Consider the following 16,107-nt stretch of genomic DNA (forward strand, 5'->3'; position numbering starts at 1 on the left):
TCATGCAAAAATACAGATGTACCGTATGTGATTATATTTATGATCCTGAAGCGGGTGATGAAGAGAATGGCATACCTGCAGGCACACCCTTCGAAAATTTGCCTGAGGATTGGGTATGTCCGGAATGCGGCGAACCCAAAGATGTTTTTGAACCTTTGGAAGATGAATAATCTCCTTGTTACAAATATCTATGCAGCACATAACAGGAATGATGCATCCAATGTCATAAAATTGCCAAAAAGAAATTGAATTTCAAGAGTAAATTTATGCTTTTCTTGCTACACTTATAAAAATTATAAATATTTCAAAAGAGAAAACAAATGTTTGAAAATGTAAAAATGCCAGAAGGCTTGAATCCTGAAGTCCTGGAACACCTGATGAATCCGAAAAATTACGGAAAACTGGATGATGCCGACGGAGTGGGTGTGGCTCTGGATGAAAAAACAAAAGAGTATGTCATCTTTTATACAAAACTTGATGACAACATCATAAAAGATGTAAAATTTGCAACGAACGGATGTCAGGATACCGTAGTTATCGGATCGATGTTTACGCAGATGATAAAAGAGAATGATTTGGACTACGCAAATACTGCTGTCGAAAAAATACATGAAAAACTGGGAAAACTCTCAGCACAGCAACTTATCTGTGCAGAGATTGTTTTTAGTGCCTTTTTGGCATCACTTCAAAATTTTAAAAACAGAAAGAACGGCGCAGATGAAGAACTGCATCTGTTTAAAATGAAAGAGAGTTGCGAGACGGCACCTGTGCAGAAGGATAAAGAAAATGAATAAAAGATACCAAAAAAAACATGAACTCTGGCTTGCTGTACTTTTTGCCTCATTTGCCATAAACGATGAAACAATCAAGTCCCGTTTGTATGATTTTTCACAAATTGCCTTTCGGCATATGAAATGGCTTGGCGAAGAGGCTTTGGAAACAGGAGAGGATTATAATTATGACAGAGATATGCTCTTGTATAAGCGTAATACAGTTTTTGAAGTCATTACAACTCTCAAAGAACAAATAGAAGAGACTCAGCCATTTTATCCACAAAACATTTTAGGTGAACGCATCAAAACGGATGACGCCTATCTCTTAGAGTATCTTTCTCAAATTTTAAAAGATGAGAAAAACAATCAAGAGGTTACCGCATTTAATATGCAGCGTAAATGGGGAGACAAAAACCTTTCTCAGGAGCAAATTGACGCATTGACACTCTTTTTGTTTGAAGAGTCGTACAAAGAGTATGAGCTTATCTTAGTCTATGCCTACATGCAGGCACGAACCAGAAACGTACTGCATTTTAATGTTTTTCAAGATTTGGTTGACGAGTCACACTTTCATCTCAAATCATTTGGCAACATGATGGCAAAATTAGGCATTTTAGCACTTCCGAGAGAATTGCACACTATGACCTATGTCGTCAAAGATTTGGAAGAGTTTGTCAAAGACGGCATTGCCGAAGAAGAGGCTGCAAAAATTATGTGCAAAGAGTTAAGCGATGCTATCAAAGATGAAGAGCTTGCCAGGTTTTTTGATTTTATCAATTATCAGGAGAGTTATCATATTGAGTTGATGAAAAAACTTTTATAAGTTCTTTTATCTTGAAAGACGCAAAGCCCGCACTGAAGTCATAAGTATCTACACAACTCAAAAAAGCAAAGAAAGCGGAATAGATATTGCATAAGATTTTAAAAAACAAGAGAGTTTATGCAATGGAAGAGCGTTTAAAAAAAAAGATATATGAGACTGGTAAAAAGTCATATGAATCATAAACAACACAGTACCAATGGATTAAACCTGCTACAAAAGACTGAAGGATTTTCACAAGCACAAAGTGCTTGGAGATTTTACAATAATGAGCATGTAGATATAGAGTCACTCAATGAGCCAATGCTTACAAGAGGGATTAAAACTATTAATAAAAGCAGTGATGAATATATACTTGTAGCCCATGACTGGTCACTCATAAATTATAAAAACCATACGGCAAAAACAGATTGTATACGAAAACGCAGAAGCAATGTAAATAATGCTTCATCAAGAGGATATGAGTTGCAAAGTTCCCTTGCAATTGAGAGCAGCAGCGGCAAACCAATCCTTCCCTTGGTACAGAACCTAAAGACACAAGATAAAGTGCTCTCAAGCTATAATCCTACAATGAAGAGTCATCTTACCCATCTCGGTGAATTAACACAAAGAATAGCTTATATCAATCAATCCCTCAACATACAAAAGAAAATTGTACATGTAATTGACAGAGAAGCAGACAGTGCGGGGTTTTTCAGAGGACTGCAAAAAGAGGATTTATATATAGTACGAGCATTAGACAATGTCAAAGTCAGGTATGAAGATGAAGATATTACCCAAAAAGAGTTGTCCAAAAAAATGGATAAAGGCAAATATGTAAAAACTATACAGTATCAAAATAAAAAAGTAAAAATTTATGTTAATACGGTAGATATACTTATAACAAGAGACAGCTATCAAAAGACAGATACGCCACAAGGTAAAACAATAAAACAAAAAGTAAAAGGCAAGCCAATAAAAAACAGATTTATAGTCCAAAGACTCATAGATGAGAAGAACAATACAGTTGCTACCTGGCTTCTGTTAAGCAATCTTCCAAAAGATGTTGATATAACAAGGATAGGATTGTGGTATTATTACAGATGGAATATAGAAACGTATTTTAAACTGTTAAAAAGCTCAGGGTTTAATTTGGAAAAATGGCAGCAAGAGAGTGCACAGGCTATATTTAAACGCTTGTTTGTTGCCTCTTATGCCTGTTTGCTTGTATGGGAAATTGAACATACAAATAGTAAAAACATGCTGGCAATTAGAAAGTTTTTAGTTCGATTAAGCGGGAGATTGGTAGCAAGAAAGAAGATATCTACCTCTCCGGCTCTGTTAGCAGGTTTATGGAACTTCTTCTCTGCTATGGATATGCTTGAACTTTATGATATTGAAGAACTCCATAGCATTAAAAAAGAACTCAATGACTTTATGCAGATGGAGTTTTAAGTTGTGTAGATACTTATGACTGAAGTACGGGTTCCGAATTTGGGTGCCGACTGTTTTTTTTTGCTTTCATGCCACTCTTGCCCGTACTGAAGCACGGATTCCGAAGAACTGCACACTCTCTTGGAATCGGTACTTCAGTGCCGACTGTTGCTATTTCCTTGTCACTCTTGAGGCACTAAAATACCAATTCAGAAAAAACTCCTTTTTGCCCAGAGTATCCCCAGGTATTCATGAACTGCTATACTTGAAATATAAAAATAAACAGGTTTGGGAACCTGCAGATACCCTCTGAACTCACTTTTGTAATAATTTGTCGGTGCAGCTATGGGATACATACCGAGTGAGCGAAAAAGCAGCATAGCCCGTGGCATATGTGTGGCAGAGGTTACCAGTACAAAAGGCTTATCTGTGACAAGTGTTTTGGTGAAAATTGCTTCTTCTTTTGTATCGGCCGGTTTGCCGTTTATAATCATATCTTTATATGCCACACCCAAAGCATGTGCCAGTTTTGCATTCATCGCTGCATTTGTTGTATTTGTATCTCCCTCGTATCCTGTAAAAATCAATTTTGATTCCGGCATCTTTTTATGTATGAGTATTCCTTCTAAAACTCTTTTTGTGCCGGTACTGCTGATTTGGGAAGAGAGTGGCTGAGCAGGATCCGTATTATGTCCGTTGCCGAGTACATGTATATATTTAACCTGCTGTTTATAATCAAATTTTGGGTACTGGTTTTCCAGATTCTGTACCAAAAAGTTTGCAAAAGGCGGATAGGAAAAAAGTAACAGTAAAAACAGGCCCGAAAAAAACAGTATTTTTGCAAAACGAATCTTCTTTACATGTAACATGTAAAGCCCGACTGCCAACAGTGTAACAATCAAGCCAAGCGGTTCTACAAAAAATGTTAGAAATTTTTTCAGATACAAACCTGCACTCATGTGATAACTTCATTGATTTTATTTGTAACACGCGGATCCCAAAACAGTTCCGTATGCGAAAGTCCTTTGAACTCTTCATAATGCACTAAATTTTTTATATGCTTTTTTAAATTTCTGGAATTTTGCAAAGGAATAAGTTCATCATCCCGACTCACAAACAAATAAGTATCGGCTTTTACATTTTCAATATAGTGCATCGTTTTGAATTTATACCGTAAAAGCTTTGCCATATAAGAAATTTTAGAATATTTTTGGCGTAAAAGCTGTCCTATGGAGTCAAAGGCCCCTATCAAAAAGAGTGCTGATACTTTATGTTTTGAAGCAACATACGCAGCAACACTTGAACCTAAAGAGTAGCCCAAAAGATAAAAATCACCATAGTTTTTCTGCACCAACTCTGCAATTTTCAGACTGTCTTGCAAAATATTTTTCTCATTTGCCACACCTTCGCTTTTACCGTAACCACGATAGTTAAAGACTACTATTCGTGACTTTGGATAAACCTGGGATAGCCTGTTAAGAAGGGCCACACCGTCATGACTCCGACCTACAAACATAAGCAGGGTATTTTTCGGATTTTTCGGCTCATACACAGCACCCTCAAGTTCTATACCGTCATCCATTTTCGCACTTAAAAGGGAGCAGTCTTGGCACAAACGCCTCTCTTTTATATATGTAGGACGAAAAATCATAAAATATTGCCATTGATAAAAAGCAAACAGTAATATTAAAAAAGTGAAAATTAAAAAAGCTATATAAATCATGAAAAGAATTATAGTATAATTCGCCTAATAAGTGCCAGAGGATAATAAATGCAAGTATTTGGAAAATTTTCAACAAACTTTGATATGGACTATTTAGTCGAACAGTATATGTATATCAATGAGAACGAAGAGGAAAAAATCACCGTTGATGATTTAGAAAACATGCTTAAGAAAAAACGCAAAACTGTCGCAGGAACTGTTTTTTTGTATAACCCTGAAGTCAGTCCGGTCGGTTATAAAATGAGCCGTTTTTTGCAAGAAGAAGGATTTGACAAGTATGATGAATTTGTCCCTCTGAATGAAAGTCCAAAAGACTATGTTTTAAACGCAGGCTTTAAAGAACACTACAAAGGCAAACTTGTCCAGATCAGATATCTGTTTAATTATAACAGGGAAAACATCGAACCTACTCCTATTTTAGAAGAGTTTGATGCTGACCTGGACAAAATCACCTCTTCTCAGCTTACACGATATGACAAGCAGCTGAACTATATTGATATACCGAACATCAGACTCAGCGGAAAATTTGTCTTTTTCGGCATAGGAAACAAATACGACAGACACCACAAATCCATCATCGCCTATGCAAGAGCACTCTCTTTACATGTAAACAAACTCGATAAAAACGTGGTCTTTATGTATGACAACAATTATGACCTGGACGAGTGTATAGAGAGAGCCTACTATCTTTCTCCTTTTGCCGGCGGAAAAGCAAGAGAGGTCCGTGCCAATGCAGTCAAAGCAATTTTCAAAACGCTCCCGCCGCAACGCGTAAAAATCTAATCTCTCTGATTATCTCTTTTTAGCCCAACGCGCAAAAAACCTTGCCGGGCTGATTCTCTCACTGATGTTTTTTCCGTGCAGTATATGTTCTGTCAGTATTTTTGCCAGATACGGTGCCAAGACAAAACCGTATCCGCCGCTTCCGTTTATCATAAAAAGATTTGGATAATAGACATACTCTGAATAATCAGGCTTTTTCGTATGCAAAGAGCCTTTACATGTAAGCAGTGTTTCGCTTGAAAGTACCAAAGAACCAATCATCGGCAGATAATCAAAAGAACCCGAACGCAGTCCCGTATAATCTTTTATGACTTTCACATTTTCCAACTGCATAGTTTGTGAAGCTTTTTTCAACAGCTCTGCTCTGCCCTGCTCAGCGTTATACGCTTCTTGATTTTTTTCGGGATGATAATGCACATTATGTGTGGCACCTATGGCTATTTTTCCATTCTTTGAAGGGGAGATAGAGACATGCTGATGCACAGAACAGCAGTTTTGCGTTGTTGTTGTGACATCTATGCGATGTCCCCAAACACCACGGAGTTTGATGTATGGCTCTTTAATGAGCATATCATATGCTCCTGTTGCCAACACAACATTTTTGGCGCTGTAACTTTCATTGATTACCCAATACTCATCATCAAACACCAGTGTCTCTGTTTTTTCTTGAACAAATGTCGCTCCGCAGGACATATCACTGCATACTTTTTGGGCATCGACGACACCGGCATCTATAGAAACACTCTCTCTTTTTTTGCCTCTGCACTCAATTGCGAGTATAAATCAAGCGGAATGTTTTGCAGTGGCAGCGGTGCACTTTGTTTATATATATCCAAGCCTGCATCATCCGCTTCCTCTTTTGCAATGTGAACAAGCTGTGCTTTTGTGAAGGTTAAAGGGAAATTTTTATCGTAAAAATCATAAGAGTAGACAAAGGCTTCTTGAAGCAGCTCTTTAAGCTCGCCGGCTTTGGAAAATTTTGGAGATATAAAAGCACCTGCAGCACCGCTTCCTCCACTTGCTATGCCTTCTTTGTCCAAAAGAAGCACACGCTTACCCTCTTTTATAAATTCATACGCCACAGAACAGCCGTTTATGCCGGCTCCGATAATGGCTATATCATACATGTAAATCCATCTAAAAGCTTATATTTTGCAGTCTCTTGAAAAACTTTCTCTGGGATTTCTCCTTTTTTTATCAGAGTATTTTCTTTGTAAAGCATTTAAGAAAGTCTTTCATTAACATAGACAGGGTTGCTTCTTGTGTCCAAAACTGCATAAATATAGATTGTTTTGTTATCATATTTATAATAAATTGCATATGGGAAACGTTTTGATAAAAGACGGTAGTAATTTTCAATTTTGATATGAACTCCGCAATATATTCGCAATGATTCTATATCTGAAAAAATTGTATTTAAAAAGTACTGTCCCAATCCCTGTGATTGGCACTCATAAAAGTCAGCACCACTAGAAATATCAATCTTCGCGGAAGTTAATATTTGTATATTCATTTATGAGAATTTTTTTAATAAATCTTGTTTAGCATCATCAAAGTTCTCAAATACTACTTCGCCACTTACAATTTGCTTTTCTCTTTCATGTAATACAGCTTTGTGCCACTGTGGTGTCAGAGATTCATCATTTATGTTTTTGCTCATATCTTCCCAAAGCTCTTCCATTGCCATAAACTTTTGCGATGTTGTCATAGTATTGAGATTTAATATTGACATTTTAACTTCCTTGTTCTTGGTTCTCTATTTTATCATACAATTGTTTTACTTTTCACATAGACAGTAGGTATATGCTTTGCACACCAAGTTCGACTACAAAAAGTTTTTAATATAATGAATTATATACTTACTTCTTTAATGTCGGCAATCTTCAGAATACTTTTATAGATGGATGCGACCAATGCTTTACGGTTGTTTTTCAGCTTTTCATCTTCTGCATTGACCATAACATTGTCAAAAAATGCATCCAATTCAGGTTTAAGCCCAAGGAGTGCATCCAACTCTTCTTCATAGCTTTCATAAGTTTTTGATATCACTTCTTTGTATCTTTTGTATAGTATTTTTTCAGCTTCTTCTTCAAACAGGCTTTCATCTACATGTAAATCAGCATTTAGGTCAATATCTTTCGTGATATTTGCCACACGTTTAAAAGTAGATGAGACTTCATCAAAACCTTCCGAATTGACCAAAGTATTGAGTGCTTCTATTTTTCTACCGAGTGCCAGGAGTTCTCTCTCACCGGAAGCCAAAACCGCTTCAATAATAGACGGATTGACTTTGTAATATCTTCTGATGCGCTCTATAATGAAATTTTCAAGTTTTTCCAAATCAATTGCATCATAATTTGCGGACAACTCTTTTAAAGTCTTAACAATGTCAAATTCAAAACCGTACTCATTGACAATACGGATAATGCCGTTGACTGCACGACGCAAGGCAAAAGGGTCTCGAGAACCTGTCGGGATTTCATTGACAGAAAAAAGTCCAAGCAGTGTATCAAGCTTGATGCTCATCGCCACTATGGCACTCAAAGGCGCAGAAGGGAGTTCGCTCTCTTCACCCTCAGGCAGATACTGCTCTTTTACAGCCAAGGCAACAGCCTCGTTTTCGCCTGCTTCTTTTGCATAGTAGTAGCCCATCAATCCCTGAAGTTCTGTAAACTCATACACCATTTCACTCATCAGATCGGCCTTTGCAAGCTCTATAGCTCTTTGCAAATCCTCTTTTTTTACATCAGGCTGATACATATCATATAAAGCACTGGCAATTTTTTCTTCACGCTTTATTTTGTCCGCAACACTGCCCAAGCCTTTAAAAAAGGCAACTTTTTCCAGTCCTTTTGTACTCAAACCGTTTTTCAAGTCATTTTCATAAAAGAAAAGCGCATCTGCCAAACGAGGACGAAGCACACGCTCATTTCCGGCTATTACTTCAGAAAAATCATCTGTCAGGGCATTGGAGACAACTACAAACTTATTGATAAGTCTGCCCTCTTTAAATACAGGAAAATAACGCTGATGCTCTTTCATAGAAGTGATAATAACCTCAGGAGGCAATCGTAAAAATGCTTCATCAAACAAGCCTAACAACGCCGTCGGATTTTCCGTAATAGCAACCACTTCCGCAAAAAGATCTTCATCTATCTCAACATTGACACTGTTCTCATCTTCAATTGTTCTAATGTCAGCAAGTATTTTTTCTTCTCTTGTCTGTTGAAAAAGTGTCACACCAGCATTTTTGAGTGTTTCAAAATACTCTTTTGTCCCTGTTATTTCTACAGGATTAAAATTTGCTATACGGTGAACACGTGTAGTTTTGGCAGCATCGATGCCATACATGTGCATAGGAACAAGCGTATCATCCAGTTGCACATTTATCCATCGTACAGGACGAATAAAACTCTCATGCAAACTGCCCCATCGCATAGATTTGCCAAAATCAAGCGACTTGAGCCATGCATGTATAATCTCTGGCAAGAGTTCCGCCGAAGGTTTTCCTGCAACATCTTTTTTATAGTAAAGTACCTCTTTACCGCCTTTTTCTACCGTACTGAGTTCGTCTAGTGAAACTCCGCATTTACGGGCAAATCCCTCAGCTGCTTTGGTAGGGACGCCATCTTTGTAGGCAACTGCCAAAGGCGCACCAAAAAATTCTTCTACACTGTCAGCCTGCTGCATTGGAAATTCTCTGTGCCACATTACCAAACGACGAGGCGTATAATAAAATTCAAATTCACTCAAGAGAGCATATTTTTCTAAAATATCGGCATATTTTTTTTCAATATTCTTCATCTCTTTTAAAAGAGGAACCGCAGGAAGCTCTTCAACACCGATTTCAATTAGTAATGGTTTTAACATATTTAGACTCTTTATGTATTAATTAACGCGATTTTATCTCTTTATTGGTTAAAAACTCTTAAAATGGTTCACATATGTCTTAAATAAATTTCAGTTAGGAAATATAAGTATGCAAGAAAAAAAATCTTCTATCGACCCGAAAGACTTAATGGCAGTAGAAAGAGCGACTACCGCACTTATCGGAACCTCTATCTCCCTTATTATTCTCGGTTTTATTATTGAAAAATTTGAACTGTTTCTGCATATTATATCTGTCGAGTTAACAGGAAAAAAACATGATACCATACCGCAGTTGACACATATTGCCTTTTACAATTATCTGGGTATATTTATCACGATATGCGGCATACTTCTGGCTGGATACACCTATAAATACTACCTCACATGGATCACACATCTGGAAAAAGGAGAAATAGATACCGACAAAAACATCTATTTTTATCTTTCATTGACAGTTTCACTTGTCGGTTTTGTACTTTTACTCAGTATGATCTTTATTTAAATAGAATCCGAGTTAAAAAGAGTGTTAAAAAAAACAAATAATCTTAGTATAAACTTAGACAAGATAAATATGCTCTGATTTATGATAATGCTAAAGATTTTATAGATACAATAACGTTAAATAAATTAACACAAGGAATTTAATATGCCAAAGATTAACAAATACGTTGACATTGACACAGTAGAAAGAGAAGCAAAGAAAGATTTAATTGACCGTCACTCACCATTCATTACCGTACCTGGTGTTGCTAAAAAAGGCGAAATGCTTGCAGTAAACGTAAAAATGGGTAACGAATATACTCACCCGGATGATTTCGATCACTACATCGAGTCTATCACTCTTTATGACGGTGACACTAAATTGGCAACGGCTACTTTTGTTCCTGGAACTTTAGGAAATGAAAAATCTCATGCTGAAGTAACTTTCAACATCAGACCGATGAAGAAAAAACTTACTCTTGTAGCACATGGTTACTGTACTAAGCACGGCATCTGGGAAAGTACGCCTGAAATCGTAGAAGTTACAGAATAACTTAAATTCTTCAGATAGAATTTTTAATTCTATCTGAGCATTTCTATCATTTTATTTAAAATATTCACATCCAGCTGTTTACTCATTTTCGTTTTCATCAACAACAATGCTTCAAAGACTCCCATTGCTTCTTTATAGGATCTTCTGCTCGTTAACGCATCAAAAACATCACATACAGCTATAATTCTTGCTATATAAGGAATATTTTCTCCATTGAGTCCTGCAGGATACCCTGAACCGTCCATTCTTTCCTGATGATACTTGATACCCATGAGAATATCTTTGTTTTTTATTCCCAGTTTTAATCCGATGGCATAGCCAAACATCGGGTACTTTTTCATTTCAGTAAATTCTATTTCTGTCAAGCGTCCTTTTTTTTCAACAATTTCAGGATTGATTTTACTTTTTCCGATATCGTGCAAGAGTGCCGCTTCTCCCAATGCCTCAAGCATTTCTTTGGAAAATTTCAAGTAAGTGCCAAGATTTAATGCGTAAATGCAGACATTAATAGAGTGTGTCATTATTGTATACTGATGTTCAGCTATATTTATAATAGAGTCAATAGAAAAATTCTTATCTGCAACAGTTTCCACAAGCTCATATATCACATGTTTGGATGTTTTATAAGTCTCGAGATCTTCCGGATTTGAAAACAGAGTATGAAGGATAACAGTCGCTTTATGATATATTTTAGCTGCTTTTTCTTCAAAGTTTATGTATTTTTTTTGAGCATGTGCAACTCTTTGGTTGTAATATCTGAGATAATATGCCCGCTCTTTTTCATTGATATAAACAGCGTTGATATCTTTAAGCTTTTCTACATCCTCTGCAGTCACCAAAGTGCCTGCATGTTTAAAATAGTGCATCTTTTTTTCTTTCTCTGAAGGAATAAAAAGATTAAACTCAAATACTGCATTTTCTTTTATGATATCTTTGTCTATTGAAATATATTTAGTTGACTTCAAACATACTGCCTGTTATTATAAATTTAATTTCACAGATGGTTCATCTATATAAAATCCTTGTGAATAGTCTATACCCAATTCACACACTCTGTCCATAACAACACTTGAATGCACATATTCTGCTATTGTTTTTATTCCCAGTTTTTTAGCAAACTGAACAATTGTATCGACAACAATTTTTGAAGCCTCATCCACATCAATATTTTCTATAAGTGAACCGTCGATTTTTATATAATCTGCATCAATTTTTGTTATATATGAAAAATTGGAGTAGCCGCTTCCAAAATCATCTATCGCTATTTTCGCGCCATACCTGACAACTTCACTGACAAACCTGTCTACCCTTTTAAAATCCTGCACGGCTTCTGATTCCAAAAGCTCAAATGTTACTCTTGAAGCTGCGTGAGAGTTTTTCAGTTTATTCAGGATAAAATTAAATATTTCGCTGCTCATGATGTCTTCTATGGAAAGGTTAATACTGAATTCAAACTCATTCTTTTCAAAAACAGCAAAGGATTTGTTGATTATTTTTTTTGTCACTTCATTATAAATTTTAATATTTTTAGCAATAGGAATAAACAACAAAGGAGAAAGAATCTTTCCGTTCATATCTACGAGTCTTGCCAGGCACTCGTATTTTGTAATTTCTTTCGTTTTGTTGTCACGAATTGCCTGAAAATATGGAATGATTTTGTCATTTTGCACCGCTTCGCGAACAATTGAAGAGAGTTGTAAATTACGCCGATATTCATCTTCAAAATGCATTTTGTCTTCATAAATCCAAAAGGGAACACCCTTTTTCTTTGCATACATCAAGGCCATGGAAACTTTGGAAAAAATATTATTGTTTATTCTGTCTGATGACGATGCCAAAGTAAAATCAACAAAAATTTGTGTTTCCTGATAAGTGACTTTTATGTTTTTTATCTTTTCGTAAAGTTCACTCAGATAACTCTTTAAATGATAAAAACCAAGATTTTCATCCAGTGAAATGGCAAATTCTGCACCTGAAAGACGATAAACCTGATTTGGCGAAAGGACTTTTTTTAAGTATTTTCCGACATATTCCAAAACATAATCGCCAACTACAAATCCGTAAAAATTATTGATTGTCTGAAAATTATCAATTTTCAAGAGAATCAAACCGCACTGCTCACAGTTTTCCAGGTCTTTGCGAAGTTGATACAAGTTTGGAAGATTAGTCAGGTGGTCTGTAAAATAACGTTTAAAAAGTTCTCTCCTGTACTCTTGAATACTCAAATTTTTGCTTGAATGGTCTTTATAAAGCTCTTTGAGCACTTCATCACTTATATGCTCTGTATCATCCGTATCTATCGTAAAAACCACAACAGAAGTTTTTTGCTTGTCATCATGCTTTAAAAGTACTATTTTTGCATCCGGTACTGCCTTATTGATCTCTCGTACTAGAGTTTGAACCAATACAGTATTGTGTATATATGAGAGGATATGAATCAATACTTTATGTTTCGCCAAAAGCCCAATTTCATATATTACATCTGGAACTTCAGCGGATGAACTTAATGTAAAATTTTCAACTTCAAAAGTATCACTATTCATACTGTCTTTGCCTTTATACCTGTGTTTCATATGTATAATAACATATTTTTAATCCATAAAGTAGAATTTAACCGCAGTTTGACTATACTCTTGTCATATTTTCAGAAATGGTGGCAGTATTGAAATCCTATCAAAATCTTGTTTTACTTCAAAACCTGTACCGCTTAAAAGCTATCGGTTTTGAATATATAGAACACTTTAATATAAATGATAAAACAAACTATGAAACGCCAACAACATTAGCGGCTCTGTCTCAAAATATATCCTCATGTCATCTGTGTGATTTGAGCAAATCAAGAACGCAAAGTATGAGCGGATACGGAAACCGGAATGCAAGCTTGTTTATAATAGATTTCAGTGTTTCACAGGCACAGGACCGTGCAAATGCATACTATACAGGCCGATCCGGAGAAACATTAAAAAATATGATAGAAAAAGTTGTACATCTCAGTATAGAAGATGTTTTTATAACACATGCTGTCAAATGCAAACCCCTGCAATCAAACAAGCCTTCTGCCTCCGAATTCAATTCCTGTAAAAATTATCTGTTTTCTCAGCTGGATTTTATAAAGCCAAAGGTCATTGTAACACTTGGAGAAGATGCCTATACTCACCTGACAGGTGATGTGAATTTTAAAAATGTAAGAGGGCATGTTATAGACTACAAAGAGTATAAACTCATCCCTGTTTATCATCCCCAGTATCTTTTGAGAAACCCCGAGTTGAAAAAAATCACATTAAATGATCTAAAAACCATAAAGAGTTGCCTATGAAAAAACTACTATTTCTGCTTGCGCCCTGTATCATTTTTGCACAAAGTTTTATAATATCCAATATTCCTATTCCAAAGATATATATTCAGGACCTTGACCCTTATACATGTAACGACAAATGTATGAAAGAGCTTTTACAAAACGGGCAGATATTCTCTTTTCTCTCCCATGCAAACAAGAAACTGACAGACAAAGAGTTGGATGAGGCACGCATTATTAACATTGCCGTACTCAATCTTGGCGCATCAAACGCCGGCATGAAATTAAAAATAGCCCTGCTCCTGCCTTACAAGAAAATAGGAAAATACGCATCCACCACCACAAATGCGGCTTTTGCCTATCTGATGACAAAAAGTAACTCTTTTATGCTCAAAAGCTACAAAATTCCGACAGAAAACAGATCAGATTTGCAAGAAGCTCTGACGCAAATAGAATCAGATGGATTTGAGTATGTCATAGCACCGCTTACAGCACAGGGAGTAAACAACATTATTGAGATTGATCCAAATATAAATATATATTTTCCTACTATGAACAAAAAAGATGTTCATACTGTCTCTTCTTCTCTTGTTTTTGGAGGTATTGACTACAAACAGCAAAGTAAAATGCTACTTCATGAAGCAGTTTCACCTCTGGTTATTTTTTCTGACAAGTCACAGACAGGCAGAAAGTTGGCATTTTATCAAGAAGACGAGTTTTTGCACCCTTGCGCTGATATAAACGATACTATGTATTATAATGATGAAATCAGTGTTTATAACGAAGATGTCAATCTTTCAGAAGAAAAAAAAATATTTACCTATTTTATTTCACGAAGAACAACCAATCTTGAAAGATATTTAAAAGAAAATAAAGACATTGTCAATGCTTCATTTTTTGTCAATACCCCAATCATCAAAACAGGAATGATATTATCACAACTGACACTTTACGATGTAAATGCTACAAACATCCTCTCAACACAGATCAATTATGACCCATTGCTGCTCTCTATGACGCAGTACAATGACAGAAAAAACATGATTGTAGCAAATTCTATAACCAAAGATAATAATATTTTGATTGAGACAAATTCACTGTTGGGAAATGACATTGTGTATGACTGGATTAACTACACTACAACTGTCGGAATAGATTACTTTTATGCACAAATCACCGGTGAAGAAAGAGAATACAATATCAACCTTCTGGACAATCAAATGATGTATGATATAGAACTTTTACGCCCTGGAATATCGAGATTTTTCAAATATATTCCAGACGAGTAGTGTCAAGAACATTACTCCCATGCCTCCTTCACTTACTATCACTGCATTTTCAAAACCGTAATTTTTCCAAATATACCCTATAACAATTGCTCCCAAAGCACTAAAAACAGCAATGCCGCCATAAAAAATACCGTAAACAAATCCTTTGGAATTTGCATATTCAGAAATGTAGGCACGGGTAGCATTTAAACTAAAAACAGTAAATAGACCCAAAAAAGCAAATGCCAGCCATAGATTTATATTTAACATAGATATAGAGACAATACCAAAAACAAAAGAAAGCAACAACACCCTGATAACACCTATCTTGTCACTTAAAACTCCGCCATAATAACTCATAAGAGTCTGTACAGCCGTCAGCATCATTACAAGAAGCGGAATAGTTGCCAAAGAAAAACCCTCATTTCTCGCCTTTAAAATAAAAAACTGGTCACTCATGATAAAAAACAAAAATCCGAAATAGATAAACAGGACCGGAAGTAACTTATAATCCTCCTTGTTAATAACCTGCTTATCTTTTTTTATCTTTTTTGGTGCATCTTTTACAAGAAAGACTACTATGGCAACCGCAATCAACCCTGGTATGATCGTCAGTTCAAAAATGAATCTTATTGATTTTTCATCTTGCGCAATAAACATAAAAATGACAAAAATTAAAAATGCTCCACTCAATTCTCCGGCAATATCGAGCATTTTATGAAAACCAAAAGTTCTGCCATGCGCATTGTTTTTAACATAACTGCTGATAAGCGAGTCTTTTGAAGCACTTCGTATGGCTTTACCCATTCTTTCGACCCCCTGCAATAATGCGACACTTATAAAACTGTGTGAAAAACCCAACAATGGTTTAGAAACAGTCGATAAAAGATACCCTGCAACAAGAAACGGTTTCACTATTTGATATTTATCACTTAAATATCCAAAAAGAATTCGAAAAGCATAGGATATAAATGTTGCAATAGCGATAATAATTCCAAGCTTATCAACCCCTTCATTCAAAACATAGACGACAAAAACAGGTAAAAGAGTAGTAACCATGTTTGATGACATATCTGTAAAAAAACTGACCCAGCCTATATATACTACATTTTTATCTATACTTTTCATA

The 16,107-nt window shown here is 35.7% G+C and carries 18 protein-coding genes; 9 read left to right on the forward strand and 9 right to left on the reverse strand.

The genetic code is table 11. From position 1 onward, the window contains the following. Positions 1-2 precede the first annotated feature (2 nt). From rd to ETP70_RS06635, 4 genes are all read left to right on the forward strand, one after another. Complete coding sequence (rd, locus tag ETP70_RS06620; protein ID WP_151900442.1) at positions 3-170, forward strand: rubredoxin; 168 nt, start codon at positions 3-5, stop codon at positions 168-170. Positions 171-320: 150 nt separating this feature from the next. Further along, a complete protein-coding gene (locus tag ETP70_RS06625) occupies positions 321-794 on the forward strand; it encodes an iron-sulfur cluster assembly scaffold protein (RefSeq protein ID WP_151900443.1) in 474 nt (157 codons plus the stop codon). Continuing rightward, positions 787-1,596, forward strand: a complete 810-nt coding sequence (locus ETP70_RS06630; RefSeq protein WP_151900444.1) for a ferritin family protein — start codon at positions 787-789, stop codon at positions 1,594-1,596. The genes ETP70_RS06625 and ETP70_RS06630 overlap by 8 nt, the downstream gene beginning before the upstream one ends. 171 nt (positions 1,597-1,767) lie before the next feature. Beyond that, positions 1,768-3,027 (forward strand): transposase, encoded by a 1,260-nt coding sequence (locus ETP70_RS06635; protein ID WP_188109950.1) that lies wholly within the window; start codon positions 1,768-1,770, stop codon positions 3,025-3,027. A gap of 188 nt (positions 3,028-3,215) precedes the next feature. Here the strand turns inward: ETP70_RS06635 and ETP70_RS06640 are convergent, their stop codons facing one another. Continuing rightward, positions 3,216-3,965: an ElyC/SanA/YdcF family protein gene (locus ETP70_RS06640; protein WP_151900446.1), complete on the reverse strand. Its 750-nt coding sequence runs from the start codon at positions 3,963-3,965 to the stop codon at positions 3,216-3,218. Next, positions 3,962-4,657: an alpha/beta hydrolase gene (locus ETP70_RS06645; RefSeq protein ID WP_230973230.1), complete on the reverse strand. Its 696-nt coding sequence runs from the start codon at positions 4,655-4,657 to the stop codon at positions 3,962-3,964. Before ETP70_RS06645 ends, ETP70_RS06640 begins: the two co-directional genes overlap by 4 nt. Positions 4,658-4,777: 120 nt before the next feature. On the opposite strand from ETP70_RS06645, the gene ETP70_RS06650 reads away from it, so the two are divergent. After that, positions 4,778-5,512: a hypothetical protein gene (locus ETP70_RS06650; protein ID WP_151900448.1), complete on the forward strand. Its 735-nt coding sequence runs from the start codon at positions 4,778-4,780 to the stop codon at positions 5,510-5,512. A 9-nt stretch (positions 5,513-5,521) separates the two neighbouring features. Here the strand turns inward: ETP70_RS06650 and ETP70_RS12520 are convergent, their stop codons facing one another. The 4 genes from ETP70_RS12520 to glyS form a co-directional block, all read right to left on the reverse strand. After that, positions 5,522-6,205: an NAD(P)/FAD-dependent oxidoreductase gene (locus ETP70_RS12520; RefSeq protein ID WP_230973231.1), complete on the reverse strand. Its 684-nt coding sequence runs from the start codon at positions 6,203-6,205 to the stop codon at positions 5,522-5,524. Between the two features lie 38 nt (positions 6,206-6,243). Continuing rightward, complete coding sequence (locus ETP70_RS12525) at positions 6,244-6,639, reverse strand: FAD-dependent oxidoreductase (RefSeq protein WP_230973232.1); 396 nt, start codon at positions 6,637-6,639, stop codon at positions 6,244-6,246. A 386-nt stretch (positions 6,640-7,025) separates the two neighbouring features. After that, complete coding sequence (locus ETP70_RS06665) at positions 7,026-7,244, reverse strand: addiction module protein (protein WP_151900450.1); 219 nt, start codon at positions 7,242-7,244, stop codon at positions 7,026-7,028. A gap of 119 nt (positions 7,245-7,363) precedes the next feature. Then, on the reverse strand, positions 7,364-9,382 hold the full coding sequence (gene glyS / locus ETP70_RS06670; protein ID WP_151900451.1) for a glycine--tRNA ligase subunit beta: 2,019 nt from the start codon (positions 9,380-9,382) through the stop codon (positions 7,364-7,366). A gap of 109 nt (positions 9,383-9,491) precedes the next feature. Between glyS and ETP70_RS06675 the strand changes: the two genes are divergently transcribed. Both ETP70_RS06675 and ETP70_RS06680 read left to right on the forward strand, forming a co-directional pair. After that, the gene (locus ETP70_RS06675) at positions 9,492-9,884 is read left to right on the forward strand and encodes a YidH family protein (RefSeq protein WP_151900452.1); all 393 of its coding nucleotides are present in this window, start codon (positions 9,492-9,494) and stop codon (positions 9,882-9,884) included. Positions 9,885-10,028: 144 nt separating this feature from the next. Further along, positions 10,029-10,415, forward strand: a complete 387-nt coding sequence (locus ETP70_RS06680; protein ID WP_151900453.1) for a class II SORL domain-containing protein — start codon at positions 10,029-10,031, stop codon at positions 10,413-10,415. Between the two features lie 29 nt (positions 10,416-10,444). Here ETP70_RS06680 and ETP70_RS06685 read toward each other — a convergent pair whose 3' ends face one another. Further along, on the reverse strand, positions 10,445-11,380 hold the full coding sequence (locus ETP70_RS06685; RefSeq protein WP_151900454.1) for an HD-GYP domain-containing protein: 936 nt from the start codon (positions 11,378-11,380) through the stop codon (positions 10,445-10,447). A 15-nt stretch (positions 11,381-11,395) separates the two neighbouring features. Next, positions 11,396-12,988, reverse strand: a complete 1,593-nt coding sequence (locus tag ETP70_RS06690) for an EAL domain-containing protein (RefSeq protein ID WP_230973233.1) — start codon at positions 12,986-12,988, stop codon at positions 11,396-11,398. Positions 12,989-13,068: 80 nt separating this feature from the next. Here ETP70_RS06690 and ETP70_RS06695 point away from each other — a divergent pair, with 80 nt between their 5' ends. Further along, positions 13,069-13,731, forward strand: a complete 663-nt coding sequence (locus ETP70_RS06695) for a uracil-DNA glycosylase (RefSeq protein WP_230973334.1) — start codon at positions 13,069-13,071, stop codon at positions 13,729-13,731. Continuing rightward, the gene (locus ETP70_RS06700; protein ID WP_151900456.1) at positions 13,728-14,999 is read left to right on the forward strand and encodes a type 1 periplasmic-binding domain-containing protein; all 1,272 of its coding nucleotides are present in this window, start codon (positions 13,728-13,730) and stop codon (positions 14,997-14,999) included. Before ETP70_RS06695 ends, ETP70_RS06700 begins: the two co-directional genes overlap by 4 nt. On the opposite strand, the gene ETP70_RS06705 is transcribed toward ETP70_RS06700, so the two are convergent. Continuing rightward, on the reverse strand, positions 14,952-16,106 hold the full coding sequence (locus ETP70_RS06705; protein ID WP_151900457.1) for an MFS transporter: 1,155 nt from the start codon (positions 16,104-16,106) through the stop codon (positions 14,952-14,954). The two genes, ETP70_RS06700 and ETP70_RS06705, sit on opposite strands and share 48 nt — an antisense overlap. Between the last annotated feature and the right edge of the window lies 1 nt (position 16,107).

The sequence above is a fragment of the Sulfurimonas hydrogeniphila genome, assembly GCF_009068765.1.
In the GTDB taxonomy this organism is placed as follows: domain Bacteria; phylum Campylobacterota; class Campylobacteria; order Campylobacterales; family Sulfurimonadaceae; genus Sulfurimonas; species Sulfurimonas hydrogeniphila.